This is a genomic window from Agromyces sp. 3263 (assembly GCF_031456545.1).
Classification (GTDB): domain Bacteria; phylum Actinomycetota; class Actinomycetes; order Actinomycetales; family Microbacteriaceae; genus Agromyces.
Window position 1 is genome coordinate 2,008,041 of sequence record NZ_JAVDUV010000001.1, and the last position, 13,602, is coordinate 2,021,642.

Here is a 13,602-nt window from a genome sequence, read left to right on the forward strand (position 1 = left end):
CCGCGTCACGGGTGGGATGCGCCCCCCACCGGTGATCAGCCCGACGGAGGGGTGATGCGGGACATGATGACGGTGAACTGGCCCGTGTTGTCGTCGCGGGCGAGATCGTTCACGCCCAGCACGACCTGGCCGATCCGACCGCCGCCGCCGTAGCAGTCGAAGTACGACTCGGTGCCGAGTCCCACATAGGGCGGCAGGCCGTCGATGGCTCCGATCAGGGAGCCGTGCTCGGCGTCCTCGAGGCCCGGCACGTTGTCGCTCGGATCGTCCGCCTGCTGCGTGAACACCTCCGCGCCGTCGGCGTCCACCGACGTGAGCTCCTGGTCCTCGCCCCACATGATCACGCCGTTCCCCCAGACGGAGTAGGTGGCGCCCGGGAGGCAGGTGATCCCGGTGGGCACCCAGTCGGCGGCACTGGCCGGCACGTCGACGGTGATGGGCGTGAGGGCGTCGAGCGTGATGGTCGCGTCTTCGGTGGCATCCGAGGCCGTCACCGTGAAGGATCCCACGTTGCCGCCGGGATCCGAGTCGTTGAAGCCGAGCTGGAGGTCGCCGTCGACGGGGCACTCCATCGCCAGCCGTGAGCCGACGACGAACGGCAGGCCACAGTCGCTCACGCGCCCGATGAGCGAGGCGTGCGACGCGTACGGTTGCGGATCGATCACGGAGTACTGCTGCTCGGCGCCCTCGGGCGTCAGCGCGATGCCGCCGAGGTCCTCGACCTCGACCTCGCCGGTGGCGTTGAGGAGGAGACGACGGCCGCCGGTGCACTCGAGACCGGTCGGCGTCCACGCCGTGTCCCCTCGGACCTCGATCTCGGCGGGGAGCGTCACCGCCGCGACGTCGGCCGCGCCGCCGTCGTCGCCGCCGGCCCCGCTCAGCGCCGCCATCACCGCGACGGTGCCGCCGATCCCGAGGAGGAGCGCGGCGCCGGCCGCGGCGGCGGCGATCAGTCGTACCCGGCGCGGGTCGGGCTTCGGAGTCGGCGTGGGCTCGGGCGGGGCGGCGGGGATTCCCGGGATGTCCGCCGCGTCATCCGGGTCGTCCGCGGACTTCGGCACGATGAACAGGCGGGTGTCGTCGCCTCGGAGGCAGAGCACCGGCGTCACCCACTCGAGCGTGTCCCGACCGAGGCCGAGGATCGCGATCCGGCCGCTGACCACGGCCTCGTCGATGCGACAGCCGTAGGCGAGTGCCGAGTAGAAGCCCTGCGAGAACGCGACGGCCGCCGCGTCGCTGATCGTGAACTGCATCGCGGCGACGGCGTTGATGCCACTGTTCACGAGCGCCGCGGCCGTGCCGGAGTACAGCTCGTTCGTGCTCGCGGCACCCGACATGCACGAGTTGATCACGACCAGCCGGGGGGTCGGCTCGGCCTGGTCCAGCAGGTCGGCGAGCGCCGACGCGTCGACGTACTCCGCCCGCCCGTCGGGGTCGACGAACGCGAGCACGCCCTCCTCGGAGGAGGAATCGTACGACCCGTGCCCGACGAAGTGGAGCACGTGCCACGGCGCCGAGAGCAGCTTCTCGTGCACGTTGGTCCACGTGACGTCGTCGAGCCACTCGACGAGGATCCGGCCCCGGGCGATATGGGACCCGAGCGCCGTCTCGAGGCGCATCCGCTCACCCGCGGCGTCGATCGCCGGCAGGTCGCTGGGCGCGGCGACCATCGCGAGCACGCGCAGCGGCGGGTCGAGGTTCAGCGGTTCCATCGCGTCCGTCGTCGGGATCTGACGGATCAGCGGCTCCTTGCGGCAGACGTACACGCCGGCCTGGGGGTCGAACAGCGACTCCCACGGGAGGGCGGCGAGCATCGGCGCGACGAGCCGCAGGCGCACCTGGAGGCTCTCCCCGCGGCCCATTGCGACGGCACGGCTCGTGCGATACGCCTCCTCGACCTCGCCGGTGAAGACGGCGGAGAACAGCTCCGTGCCCACGCGCTGGATCTCGGTCTCGCCCTCGGTCAGCACCCGCCGCGCCGGAACCGCCGAGGCGAGCACCGTGGAGTCCATGAACGGCAACCGGGTGATGAGGGTGTCGACGTCCAGCCGGAACGACGCGGATGCCGCGTCCGCCCCGGCCGATCGGAGCACGCGGACGGTCCACGTGCCCGGCTCCCCGCCGGGTCCGATCTCCAGCTCGATGATCGCGCTCACCAGCGGCTCCCGGGCGGTTCCGGGGAGACTGGCCCGGAACCGATACGGAAGCAGGCTACTCCCGCGCGGCCCCGGCGGTCATCAGGTCGGGCACGGGTCGGGCGGCGGAAGCATCCTGCCGACCTCCGGCGGATTCCGGACAAGGACCTTGCGGAGGCGCGACCGCCGCCGGCGGCCGGGCGTACGCTCGACCGGTGAGCACGAGCACCAGCGCGAAGACCGCCGTCGCGGCATCCGGCCCCAGTCCATCGGGACGGCTGTCGACGTGGGTGCAGTTCCTCGCGATGGGAGTCGTGTGGGGGGCGAGCTTCCTCTTCATGAAGGTCGCGCTCGAGGGGGTGTCGTTCGGGCAGGTCGCGTGGACGCGCACGCTGCTCGGCGCCCTCGCGCTCGGCGCGATCGTGCTCGTCACGCGGCCGCGGGTGCCTCGGGCCGACGGCACGCCGGGCCCGGTGCTGCCGCGCGAGCGGGTGGTGTGGCTGCACTTCCTCGTCGTGTCGCTCACGACCTGCGTCATCCCCTACCTGTGCTTCGCGTGGGCCGAGCAGTACGTGTCGTCGAGCCTCGCGTCGATCTACAACGCGACGACGCCCATCATGACCGCGCTCATGGCCACCCTGGTCTTCCGCGTCGAGCGACTCGGCCTGAGCCGGTGGGCGGGCGTGGGCATCGGCATCGTGGGCGTGCTCGTCATCATCGGGCCGTGGCAGTACCAGGCGCTCACGGGCAGCCTCGCCGGGCAGCTCGCCTGCCTCGTGGCCACGCTCTGCTACGGCTTCACGTTCGGCTACCAGCGCCGGTTCCTCAGCCAGCGGCCGATCGCGCCGGCGACCTTCGCGTTCCTCTCGATCGGCGTCTCGGCCGTCGTGATGCTCGCCCTCACGCCGTTCATCGCGTTGACCCCGGTCGACCTCGACTGGACCATCGTGGGCTCGCTGCTGGCCCTCGGCGTGCTCGGCACCGGCCTGGCCTACATCTGGAACATCAACGTGCTGCGGGCCTGGGGGCCGACCGGCACCTCGACGGTCACGTACGTGACCCCGGTCGTCGGCGTCGCCCTGGGCGTGCTGCTGCTCGGCGAGCGCTTCAGCTGGCACGAACCGGTCGGTGCGGTGCTCGTGCTGCTCGGCATCCTGCTGACGCAGGGGCGCCTCCGCCTCCCGCGGCGCGCCGCCGCCGCCTCAGCGGTCTGACGCGCCCCGCCGCCCGCCTTCCCCCTCACCTCCCCGCCGCCTGGCCGTCCCCTCCCTCCACGGCCGAAATGTAGGAACTTCTCGGCGACGCGCCAGCGCGGAGGGCCCGACGCGCCGCGGTGGCGCGCGTTCTTCCTGCATTTCGGATGCCGCCGGCGCCCGATCCGGCACGGTTGGCCCCGCGCACACCAGCCGCGGAACCGAGGGTCTTGACAGCAGCATCAGTGCATGGTTGGTTAGTTACACAAGTAATGAACCAATGAGGTTCGCGCACCGCACCAGAACGCACGACCAGATGGGCCGGCATTGGACGAATCACGCCCGATCTTCATCCAGATCGCTGAACAGGTCGAGAACGACATCATCGAGGGATCGCTCCCCGAGGGCGGCCAGATCCCGTCGACGAACGAGTTCGCGACCTTCCTGCGCGTCAACCCGGCCACGGCACTGAAAGGGGTGAATCGCCTTGTCGACGACGGAATCGTGGAGAAGCGACGGGGGATCGGCATGTTCGTGACCCAGGGCGCGCGGGCACGGCTCGTCGAACGTCGCAGGGCCGACTTCGCTGCCGAATACCTCCGGCCGCTCATCATCGAGGCCGAGAAGCTCGGCATCGACATCGACGAACTCGCGGGGCTCCTCCGCGCGGAAAGGATCGACTCATGACCCGCACCGTGGTCCGCGCCAGCGGACTCACCAAGCGCTACGGCTCATTCACGGCGGTGGACGCCGTCGACTTCACGCTCGAGGAGCACCGCATCTACGGCCTCCTCGGCCGGAACGGCGCGGGCAAGACCACCGTGATGCAGATGCTGACCGGCCAGATCTTCCCGAACGACGGCGAGCTGGAGGTGTTCGGCCGCACGCCGGCCGAGCACGCCGACGTGCTGCGACGACTCTGCTTCATCGCCGAGTCCCAGCGATACCCCGACGCCTTCCACGCCTCGCACGTGCTGAAGGCGGCACCGTGGTTCTTCGAGAACTGGGATGCCGAGTTCGCCGAGCGACTCGTGGACGACTTCCGGCTTCCGCTCGATCGCCCCATCAAGAAGCTCTCGCGCGGCCAGCTCTCGGCGGTGGGGGTCATCGTCGGCCTCGCCTCGCGCGCGCCGCTCACGTTCTTCGACGAGCCCTACCTGGGCCTCGACGCGGTGGCGCGGCAGATCTTCTACGATCGGCTCCTCGCGGACTACAGCGCGCACCCCCGCACGATCGTGCTCTCGACGCACCTGATCGACGAGGTGGCCAACCTCCTCGAGCACCTGCTGATCATCGACCAGGGACGCATCCTGCTCGACCGCGACGCCGACGAGGTGCGCGGGTCCGCCACCACCGTGGCGGGCGGGCGGGCGGCGGTCGAGTCGTTCGTCGCCGATCGCGCGGTGATCGGTCGCGAGAGCCTCGGCGGCCTGGCGTCCGTCACGATCGACGGCCGGCTCGACCAGGCCGACCGCATCCGAGCCGCCGAGCTCGGCCTCGAGCTCGCACCGGTCTCACTCCAGCAACTCATCGTCCACATGACCGGCGCCGACCTCCGCACCGACTCGACCGAACAGGAGGTCGCAGCATGACCGCCGTGATCGAACAATCCACCGTCCGCACCGAGCCGCGGACTCGATTCACCGAGGTGTGGCGCGTCGTGCGCCTGCACGCCCTCACGCCGTCGGTGTTCTTCGGCATCCCGTGGATCATCCTCGGGGCGGCATGGCTGGTGATGATCGTCATCGGCATCATCGCCGGGGCCGCGGGTGCGGACACCGAGAAGATGGGTGAGGGCATGCGCTACAGCTGGGCAGTGCTGTCGCCCCAGTGGTACCTCGTCGCCGTCGGCGTCCAGGCGATCGGCCTCACGATGTCGTTCGCCCTGGGATTCGGCGCGACGCGACGGGACTTCTGGCTCGGGACGAGCGCGATGTTCGGGATCGTCTCGCTGCTGAACGCCATCGCCATCGCCACCCTGGTGCAGCTCGAGATGGCCACGAACGGCTGGTGGCTGAACGTCTCGATGTTCGACGCGCTCTGGTACGGGCAGAACGGCTGGCTGGTCGACTTCTACACGACGCTCGCGCTCCAGCTGTTCGTGCTCTTCATCGGGGCGAGCGTCACGACCGTGTACCTGCGGTGGCGGATGCGCGGCATGCTGACCCTCGCGTTGGGCGCGGTTGCACTCCTCCTCGGCGGAGTCGCCATCGCGACCTTCACCGAGAGCTGGCCGGCGATCTTCGAGTGGTTCGGGGGGATCGGCATCGTGGGGGTGTTCACCGTCGTGCTCGGGCTCGCCCTGGTGTGCGCGATCGGCGGCTACGCGGTGATCCGGCGGGCCACGCCCCGCTGACCCGAGCGGGTCATCCCCGAGGATGACGCCGAGCCGCCTCAATCCACCTCGGGTGCGACGCGAGCGAACGCCCGCCGGCGCGAGGCTCGGAGCATGAGTTCCTTCGTGATCGAGGCCGCCGGCCTCAGCAAGACCTTCGGGTCCACCCACGCCCTCGCCGGCGTCGACCTCTCGGTGCGAACCGGAGAGTCCGTCGCCATCATGGGCGCCTCCGGTTCCGGCAAGACGACGCTGCTGCACTGCCTCGCGGGCATCACGCGCCCTGACGCGGGCACGGTCGGCTTCCACTCGGGCGCCGGGCGCGTCGAGGTGACCGCCCTCAGCGAGCGCGAGCGGTCGAGGCTGCGACGCGAGGCCTTCGGGTTCGTGTTCCAACAGGGGCTGCTCATCCCCGAGCTCACGGCGGTCGAGAACGTCGCGCTCGCGCTCATGCTGAACGGGATGCCGCGCGCCCGCGCCGAGGAGTACGGGCGCGGCTGGCTCGCCGCCCTCGGCCTCGCGGGCATGGAGGACCGTCGCATCGGGCAGCTCTCGGGCGGGCAGGCGCAGCGCGTCGCCATCGCCCGGGCGCAGGTGACCGGGGCATCCGTCATCTTCGCCGACGAGCCGACCGGCGCGCTCGACTCGACGACATCGTCCGAGGTGATGCGGGCGCTGCTCGATTCGACGACCGGTCAGGGCCGCACGCTCGTGGTGGTGACGCACGACGCCGAGGTCGCCGCGCGCTGCTCGCGCATCGTCGACGTTCGGGACGGCCGCATCGTCGGGGAGCGGGTGCCCGCATGATCGCCCGGGTCGCGTGGCTCCTCGCACGTCCGGGCTCGGCGGGCGCCGCGGCATCCGTGCTGCCCGTCACCGCGTTCGGGATCGTCACGGCGCTGCTGCTCACAGTGATCGGCGGCGCGCAGACCTTCTGGACGTGGACCGACGACGACGGCATCCTCTACCAGGCGCTCGCGGTCATCGCCCTCGTGCTGCTCGTCGTGCCGCTCGTCTCGCTCGGCGGGGCGGCCGCGCGGCTGTCGGCCCGACGGCGCGATGACCGGCTCGCCACCCTGCGGCTGCTCGGGGCGACGCCGGCGACCGTCTCGGCGCTCGCCGTGATCGAGTCGTCGGTGCTCGCGCTCGTCGGCGCGGTCGCGGGCGTGGCCGTGTACCTCGCCATCGTGCCGCTGCTCGGGCTCATCGAGTTCCGCGGCGAGCCGCTCGGGGCATCCGGCGTGCTGCTGCCGTGGTGGGTGCTCGTCGCCGTGCCGTTCGCGATCGCCGCGCTCGCCGCGCTGAGCGCCGTGCTCGGGCTGCGGCAGGTCGTCATCTCCCCGTTGGGCGTGCGCACCCGCCAGGAGGCGCCGCGGATGCACTGGGTGCGCGCGGTCGTCGCCGTGGCGGTCGTGGCGCTCGCGTTCGGCGTGATGTCGGTGCTGCAGGTGGCGGGCAGCGTGATGGTGATCCTCGCGATGCTCGCGTTCGGGTTCGGCGCCTCCCTCGCGGTGCTGAACCTGGTCGGCCCGTGGGCGATCCGGCTCGTCGCGAAGGGGCAGGCGAAGCGGGCGAAGACGCCGGGCCGGCTGCTCGCCGCACGCACGGTGCTCGAGTCGCCGAAGGGTGCGTGGCGTCAGGTCGGCGGCGTGGCGATGACGAGCTTCATGGCGGTCTTCGCCGGCACGGGCGTCGCCGTGCTCGACGCGCTCGGCACCGGTGGCGACGCCGACTCCGACGTGCTGATGGCCGACATCCGCACCGGCATCCTCATCACGGTGATCGGATCGTTCCTCATGGTCGCGTGCTCGGTGGGCGTCAACCAGGCCGCCGGCATCCTCGACCGAGGCGAGCTCTACCGCAGCCTCGACATGCTCGGCATGCCGGTCGGCACGATGGATGCCGCGCGCCGCCGCTCGGTGATGTCGCCGCTGCGCATCACGGCGATCGGCTCGGCCGTCACCGCCGCCGTCGTGATGCTGCCGCTGACCGGCATCACGCTCATCGTCGCGCCCGCGTCGCTGCTCGTCATCGCGGGCGTGCTGGCCATCGGGATCGGCATCGTGTGGCTCGGACTGCTGTCGACGCGACCGGTGCTGGCGCGTGCGGCGACGGGGTGATCCGGACCCGGCCACGCGGGTACGCTCGATGCATGACTGACGGGGCGATCGACGAACGGGATGCCGCGATGAGCGAGCTGCTCGGCATCCGCTCGAGCATCGACAACATCGACGCGGCCCTCATCCACCTGCTCGCGGAGCGCTTCAAGTTCACGCAGCAGGTCGGGCGGCTGAAGGCCCAGCACGGACTGCCGCCGAGCGATCCCGAACGCGAGCGGCGGCAGATCGCTCGGCTTCGGGCGCTCGCGGTGGACGCGCACCTCGACCCGGCGTTCGCCGAGAAGTGGTTCAACTTCGTGGTCGCCGAGGTCATCCAGCACCACGAGGAGCTCGCCGGCAACGGCGCCGCCGGCGACGGCCTGTGACCTGGTACCCGCTCGCGCTCCCGTCGCTGACTGGGCGGCGGTACCTCGTCACCGGCGCGAACGCCGGGCTCGGGTTCTTCACCGCGGCGCGGCTCGCCGGTGCGGGAGCCCACGTCGTGCTGAGCGGGCGCAGCCCCGAACGGCTGGATGCCGCGGCGGCGGCGATCCGCGGCGCCCGGCCCGCGGCATCCGTCGACACACTCGTGATGGACGTCTCGTCGCTCGACGCGGTGGCGGACGCAACCGGCCGGCTGCTGGCCGAGGCGCCCCTCGACGGGATCGTGGCCAACGCCGGCATCGTGCACCCACCGCGCCACCGCGAGGAGTCGGTCGACGGCAACGAGCTCGTGCTCGCGACGAACGTGCTCGGGCACTTCGCCATGCTCGGCGGGCTGGTGCGGCACCTCGCGCCCGGCGCCCGAGTCGTGTCGCTCGGGTCCCTGGCGACGCGCCTGTCGACGTTCCGGGTCGACGACCTGCAGCTCGAGCGCGGCTACGACGGGTGGCGTGCCTACGCGCAGTCGAAGATCGCGGCGCAGTCGGTCGGGTTCGAGCTCGACCGGCGACTGCGGGCTGTCGGGAGCTCCGTGGCGAGCGTCGTCGCGCATCCGGGCTACTCGGTGAGCGGGCGCACGCCCACGGTGCCGGGCGTCAACGAGCCGAGCCGGGGCGGACGCTTCGGCGACGCGCTGCAGGCCGCGTGGGCGCAGGGCAAGCACCGGGGCGCCGAGGTCGTGCTGCACGCACTGACCGCCGCCGACGTGGAGGGCGGCCAGTTCTGGGGTCCCCGCTTCCTGACGCGTGGCGAGCCGACGCTGCAGGAGCCGACCCGGGTGTCGTCCGACCCGGCGATCGGCGCGCGCGTGTGGGCGTTCGCCGAGCAGGCGACGGGTCGCCCGTTCGTGGTCGGCGCGTGACGGCGGAGCGGCGTGCGGGCGCCCGGTGGTTCACCCCGCGCGTGCGAATGCTGCTGGCCCGCGTCGTGGTGGTCGTCGGCGTGGTCATCGCGCTGCTGGCGCTGGTGACGGCCCGGTGGGGGCTGCTGTTCGTCGCGGTCGTCGTCGTAGGCCTGGGCGCAGCGATGAGCCCGGCACGCCGCCGGTCCTGACGCGGCACGGCGGGCCCGGCACGCCGCCGGTCCTGACGCGCCACGGCGAACGCCGCAGCCGCCGGACGGGCGCGGTTCACCTGCGCGCAACCCTCACGTCGGGTGGCGTTGGCGGCCGCTGCATAGCGTCGGGGCAAGGTATCGCGGGCGGAGTTCCGCGCGGCGGAGCGGCCTCACCCAACCGGGGCCGTCTGAGGAGGCCCAGCCATGTCCAGGCACACCATGCTCGTCGACCTGTTCGAGCAACTCGACAGCGCCGACGAACACGACATCGACCTGCTGGTCGACCTGCTCGGCCTCGGCCGGCGCTAGGGCGCACGCGTGCACACCGTGCAGCACGTCGGCGAGCTCGACGTCATCGTGAAGCCCTCCCCCGTCGCCATGGTCTGGAACGACCCCGGTCGCCCGCACGACGCGATCGCGGCGCCGGGCGTACGGCTCTCGCCGGGCGAGGCGCTCGTCGAGGTCGAGCTCGCCACCATCTGCCCGTCCGACGTGCGCACCGTGCTCGGCGAACGTCCGGCGCACCGTCCGCTGGTGCTCGGGCACGAGCAGGTGGGGCGGGTCGTCGCCGTGGGCGAGGGCGCCCGCCGGGCCGACGGCGTGCCGCTCGAGCTCGGCGACCGTGTCGTGTGGTCGGTGCTCGTCGCCTGCGGCACGTGCGACCGCTGCGCGCGCGGCCTGCCGCAGCGGTGCCGCGAGCTCGCCCGCTACGGGCACGAACGCGTGCACCGCGGCTGGGAGCTCTCGGGCTCCTTCGCCACCCACGTGCAGCTGCGCGTCGGCACCGACATCGTGCGGGTGGGCGAGGACATCCCGAGCCGGGTGCTCGCACCGGTGTCGTGCGCGACGGCGACGGCGGTGGCGGCGTTCGACGCCGCATCCGCTCGGCTCGACCTCGACGGCCGCCTCGTGCTCGTGACCGGCGGGGGGCTCGTCGGGCTCACGGTGGCCGCGCTGGCGATCGAAGCGGGTGCCGAGGTGATCGTCTCCGAGCCGGATGCCTCGCGGCGGGCGTTCGCGCGCAAGATCGGCGCTGTCCCGGTCGACCCGACGGCCCGGTCGGCCTCGCCGGAGCGGCTCGACCACGCGCTCGCCGACTTCGAACGGCGGGGTCTGCCCGAGGTGCTGGCCGCCGTCGAGACGTCAGGCGCGCCGTCGGCGGTGCGCGCCACGATCGGCTCCCTCGGTGCGGGCGGCACGGCCGTGCTCGTCGGCAGCGTGCCGCCCGGATCCGAGGTGTGCCTCGACCCCGACTCGCTCGTTCGACGCCTCGTGACGGTCAGCGCCGTGCACGACTACACGGGGTCGCAGCTGCGGCGGGCCGTGGACTTCCTCGAGCGCTCGTGGCGGCGCGTGCCGTTCGACGAGCTCGTGGGTGCCACGCATCCGCTGGTCGAACTCGACGAGGCACTCGCGGAGGCCGCGACGGGCCGGTACGTGCGGGTCGGCGTCGCGCCGGGACGACGAGCCGTGTGAGCGGTCCCACGCCGCGCCATGCGGGGGCGTGACGCCGCGTCCGGTTCAGGGCAGCATGGGGTGATGATCAGCAGGGAGCTGGCGCTCGCGCTCCGGGAAGCGGGCCTCACGTGGCATCCGGAGTCCGGCGACCGCTTCCAGCTCGACCTGGCCGAGAACGTCGAGGCCGAGGTCGAGGCCGATGTCTTCACGGTGAGCGAGATGACGATCGAGGCGCGGCGGTACCCGACGGGCACGATCCTCGCGTTCAACGGCACGACCGAGTGGGCGCTCGACTCGGTCGCGCTCGCCGATGCGGTGTGGCTGCCCCGCGAGGATCAGCTGCGCGAGCTGCTGCGGGCGACGTTCCGGTCGCTGACCCGCCTCGACGACGCGTTCGAGGTCGAGGTCGAGGTCGGCGGGTCGCGCATGCGCTTCGAGCATCCCGACCCGGCCGAGGCGTACGGGCTGGCACTGCTCGAGCTCATCGGCAGGTCGAGATGACGGATGCCGCGGCCGCGGCCTCCGTCGCGCGCGCCAGGCTGCTCGTGGCCGACGCCGTCGCCGCGCTGCGGGACGCAGGGGCCCGCCAGGAGGTGCTCGCGGAGCTCGTGCCCGAACGCCGTGTGCTCGGGATCCCGCGCGCCGCGCGCATGACCCCGCTCGGGCGGGTCTGGCGGCTCGGCGTGCTGCTGCTCGACGAGTCGGGCGGCGCCTGGGACACCGGGCGGGTCGTGCGGGCCGAGCGGGTCGCGCGCAAGAGCATCACGGCTGCCGCGGTCGCCGAGCAGCGCGCCCTCCGGGCCGCGGCCGTCAAGGGCGGCATCCATGAGGGCGAGACGGTGGCGTTCGACGCGCGACCGATCGACTTCGACGAGCTCGGCCGCGCTGGGGCATCCGGCCCGCTCGTGCTGCGCGACGGCGAGGTGCTCGTGCGCTGGAGCCACGCCCAGCCCGACGCGCTCATGCCGCTCGATCGCTACCTCACCGACCGCGTCGACCTGCTGGCGCACCCGCCGCAGGGCGCCTAGCGCCCGCCCCGAGCAACGCGGGCAGCACCCACGCGAAGCAGCGCGAGCAGCAGCCACAGCAGCACCGCGCCCGCGACGTAGGCCGCGAGGTCCATCGGGTCGAACGCGCTGCCGAAGAGGAGCCTGGACACCGGCAGGGCGGCGACGATCGCCGCCGGCGCGGGGGTGAGCTGCAGCAGCTCGATCACCATGGCGACCGCCAGGGCGATGGCGGTGACCGTGAGCGCCGAGAGCCTCGGCCACACGAGCACGATCAGCAGGCCGAAGAAGACGACGTAGAGCATGCTGCCGAGCACGTCGATGAGGGGCGTGCGGGCGAGCAGCTGCAGGGCGAGGCCCAGCACGAGGCATCCGGATGCCGCGACGACGGCGAGTACGCGGAGCCGCCGGGTCTCGGCGAGCGGGGTCGTCTGCGGCATCCGATCAGTGAAGCACACGCCGTCGATCTCGCTTCGGCAACGATCCGGCATCGCTCCGGCAACGATGTGCCCCGTTCGGGGTGTCGCCCGGGAATGAGGCGGAATCATGGCTCTTGCGGTCGGCGCATCCGTCGGCCGTTCGGTGACCGCTGCGGGGGAGGTCGGGCACATGGCGTCGATCACGTCGACCGACCGCGCGTGGGTTCCCACGGTCGCGACCGCGCTGGTCTTCTGGATGCTGCTCGTCGGCGCCGCGCTCATGCCCGAGGTCTGCGCGACCGTCGACCTGGCCGGGACGGGTGCGGCGTGCGTGACGGGCGCGCGCAGCTCGGCGGCGATGACCGGCGGCGTCCTGGTGCTCGCGGTCGCCTCGCTCGGGGTCGCGCTGACGTACCTGCTCCCGACGGCGTCGCGCCCCCTCGTGCAGCGCCTCTCGATGATCGCCGTCGCCGCGGTCGGATCCGCCGCGCTCGTGATGACGGTCGGGGCGTCGGGCTTCCGTCTCCTCTAGTCGTCGCCGTCGGTGCGGGACGGGCGCACCTCGGACTCCTGGATGGACTCGATCACGGAGTCCTGCAGGCCCTTCTGGCCGGTGTGCAGCTCCTGATACGTCTCGCCGGCGCCCATCAATGGGCCGAACGCCGCGCGCACCCGCCGGCCGCGCGGGGCCATGACGGCCCGCACCGTCATGCCGACGACGAGCGCGAGGCCGAAGAGCGCGGCCAGCGCCCCGATCACGAGCTCCATGGCGTTCTCACCCACCGTCGCCACGCGGGTTGCTCCGTGAAGCCGAGCGAGGTCCACAGCGACCGGCCGGCGTCGGTTCCGGATGCCGCGGGGCCGCCTCCTGCGCCCGCAGCCGCAACGGCGTCGGCGAGACCCGGCTCGCCGCCGAACCCGTAGGCCGTCAGCGGTAGCAGCGTGCCGTCGCGGTAGCCCTCGAGCACGAATCGCTCGTGGTGCACCACGTGATCGGGCAGCGCGTCGAGCCGGAACCACTCGAGCCCGGTCGCCTTCTGCTCCATGAGCGACGGCGTGCCCCGCCAGGAGCGACAGGCGAAGAACACGTCGAGGCGCTCGTCGACGGGCCGGCCGGTGCCCCCGGTGCGGTGCATGGCCGTGAGCGGCTCGAGGGCCGCCTCGACGACGTCGACGCCGAGCTCCTCCGCCGTCTCGCGCACGCCGGCCGCGAACACGGTCTCGCCCTGCTCCACGTGCCCGGCGGCCGCGGCAGCCCACCAGTCGTCGTAGTAGCCGGTGCCCGCCCGCCGCTGGAGGAGCACGCGCTCGCCGGCGTCGCCGCGCTCGCCGTCGAGCAGGAACACGTAGGCGGCGGGGATCAGCGCGAAGCGGCCGTGCTCGGCGGCGTATTCGTCGGAGTACGCCTGCCGCTCGTCGTCCATCGTGTGGTTCGCCTCCGTCGCCGACCCGGTCGAGT

General features: G+C 72.6%; 17 protein-coding genes. 13 read left to right on the forward strand and 4 right to left on the reverse strand.

Going from position 1 to position 13,602, the window contains the following annotated elements:
• Positions 1-35 precede the first annotated feature (35 nt).
• Positions 36-2,156 (reverse strand): CHAT domain-containing protein, encoded by a 2,121-nt coding sequence (locus J2X63_RS09230; RefSeq protein ID WP_309976341.1) that lies wholly within the window; start codon positions 2,154-2,156, stop codon positions 36-38.
• Between the two features lie 284 nt (positions 2,157-2,440).
• On the opposite strand from J2X63_RS09230, the gene J2X63_RS09235 reads away from it, so the two are divergent.
• The 12 genes from J2X63_RS09235 (at position 2,441) to J2X63_RS09290 (ending at position 11,745) form a co-directional block, all read left to right on the forward strand.
• Positions 2,441-3,349, forward strand: coding sequence for a DMT family transporter (locus tag J2X63_RS09235; protein WP_309977882.1), 909 nt, complete (start codon positions 2,441-2,443; stop codon positions 3,347-3,349).
• Positions 3,350-3,655: 306 nt separating this feature from the next.
• Complete coding sequence (locus J2X63_RS09240) at positions 3,656-4,015, forward strand: GntR family transcriptional regulator (RefSeq protein WP_309976343.1); 360 nt, start codon at positions 3,656-3,658, stop codon at positions 4,013-4,015.
• The gene (locus J2X63_RS09245) at positions 4,012-4,920 is read left to right on the forward strand and encodes an ABC transporter ATP-binding protein (RefSeq protein ID WP_309976345.1); all 909 of its coding nucleotides are present in this window, start codon (positions 4,012-4,014) and stop codon (positions 4,918-4,920) included. The genes J2X63_RS09240 and J2X63_RS09245 overlap by 4 nt, the downstream gene beginning before the upstream one ends.
• Positions 4,917-5,684, forward strand: coding sequence for a hypothetical protein (locus tag J2X63_RS09250; protein ID WP_309976347.1), 768 nt, complete (start codon positions 4,917-4,919; stop codon positions 5,682-5,684). Before J2X63_RS09245 ends, J2X63_RS09250 begins: the two co-directional genes overlap by 4 nt.
• Positions 5,685-5,777: 93 nt before the next feature.
• A complete protein-coding gene (locus J2X63_RS09255) occupies positions 5,778-6,470 on the forward strand; it encodes an ABC transporter ATP-binding protein (protein ID WP_309976349.1) in 693 nt (230 codons plus the stop codon).
• On the forward strand, positions 6,467-7,783 hold the full coding sequence (locus J2X63_RS09260) for an FtsX-like permease family protein (protein WP_309976351.1): 1,317 nt from the start codon (positions 6,467-6,469) through the stop codon (positions 7,781-7,783). The genes J2X63_RS09255 and J2X63_RS09260 overlap by 4 nt, the downstream gene beginning before the upstream one ends.
• A gap of 32 nt (positions 7,784-7,815) precedes the next feature.
• Complete coding sequence (locus tag J2X63_RS09265) at positions 7,816-8,148, forward strand: chorismate mutase (RefSeq protein ID WP_309976353.1); 333 nt, start codon at positions 7,816-7,818, stop codon at positions 8,146-8,148.
• Positions 8,145-9,065 carry an SDR family NAD(P)-dependent oxidoreductase gene (locus J2X63_RS09270; RefSeq protein ID WP_309976355.1) on the forward strand — a complete coding sequence of 307 codons (921 nt, stop codon included), beginning with the start codon at positions 8,145-8,147 and terminating at the stop codon, positions 9,063-9,065. Before J2X63_RS09265 ends, J2X63_RS09270 begins: the two co-directional genes overlap by 4 nt.
• A gap of 41 nt (positions 9,066-9,106) precedes the next feature.
• A complete protein-coding gene (locus J2X63_RS09275; protein ID WP_309976357.1) occupies positions 9,107-9,256 on the forward strand; it encodes a hypothetical protein in 150 nt (49 codons plus the stop codon).
• A 321-nt stretch (positions 9,257-9,577) separates the two neighbouring features.
• Entirely contained in the window at positions 9,578-10,735 is a 1,158-nt protein-coding gene (locus J2X63_RS09280) for an alcohol dehydrogenase catalytic domain-containing protein (protein ID WP_309976359.1), read from the forward strand.
• 63 nt (positions 10,736-10,798) lie between these two features.
• Positions 10,799-11,218, forward strand: coding sequence for a pilus assembly protein CpaE (locus tag J2X63_RS09285; protein WP_309976361.1), 420 nt, complete (start codon positions 10,799-10,801; stop codon positions 11,216-11,218).
• Complete coding sequence (locus J2X63_RS09290) at positions 11,215-11,745, forward strand: hypothetical protein (protein WP_309976363.1); 531 nt, start codon at positions 11,215-11,217, stop codon at positions 11,743-11,745. The genes J2X63_RS09285 and J2X63_RS09290 overlap by 4 nt, the downstream gene beginning before the upstream one ends.
• Here J2X63_RS09290 and J2X63_RS09295 read toward each other — a convergent pair.
• Positions 11,742-12,164, reverse strand: a complete 423-nt coding sequence (locus tag J2X63_RS09295; protein WP_309976365.1) for a DUF2809 domain-containing protein — start codon at positions 12,162-12,164, stop codon at positions 11,742-11,744. The two genes, J2X63_RS09290 and J2X63_RS09295, sit on opposite strands and share 4 nt — an antisense overlap.
• A gap of 106 nt (positions 12,165-12,270) precedes the next feature.
• On the opposite strand from J2X63_RS09295, the gene J2X63_RS09300 reads away from it, so the two are divergent.
• Entirely contained in the window at positions 12,271-12,675 is a 405-nt protein-coding gene (locus J2X63_RS09300) for a hypothetical protein (RefSeq protein WP_309976367.1), read from the forward strand.
• Here J2X63_RS09300 and J2X63_RS09305 read toward each other — a convergent pair.
• The gene (locus J2X63_RS09305; RefSeq protein ID WP_309976369.1) at positions 12,672-12,911 is read right to left on the reverse strand and encodes a hypothetical protein; all 240 of its coding nucleotides are present in this window, start codon (positions 12,909-12,911) and stop codon (positions 12,672-12,674) included. The genes J2X63_RS09300 and J2X63_RS09305 overlap by 4 nt on opposite strands.
• Positions 12,899-13,567: an NUDIX domain-containing protein gene (locus J2X63_RS09310; protein ID WP_309976371.1), complete on the reverse strand. Its 669-nt coding sequence runs from the start codon at positions 13,565-13,567 to the stop codon at positions 12,899-12,901. The genes J2X63_RS09305 and J2X63_RS09310 overlap by 13 nt, the downstream gene beginning before the upstream one ends.
• Positions 13,568-13,602: the final 35 nt, after the last annotated feature.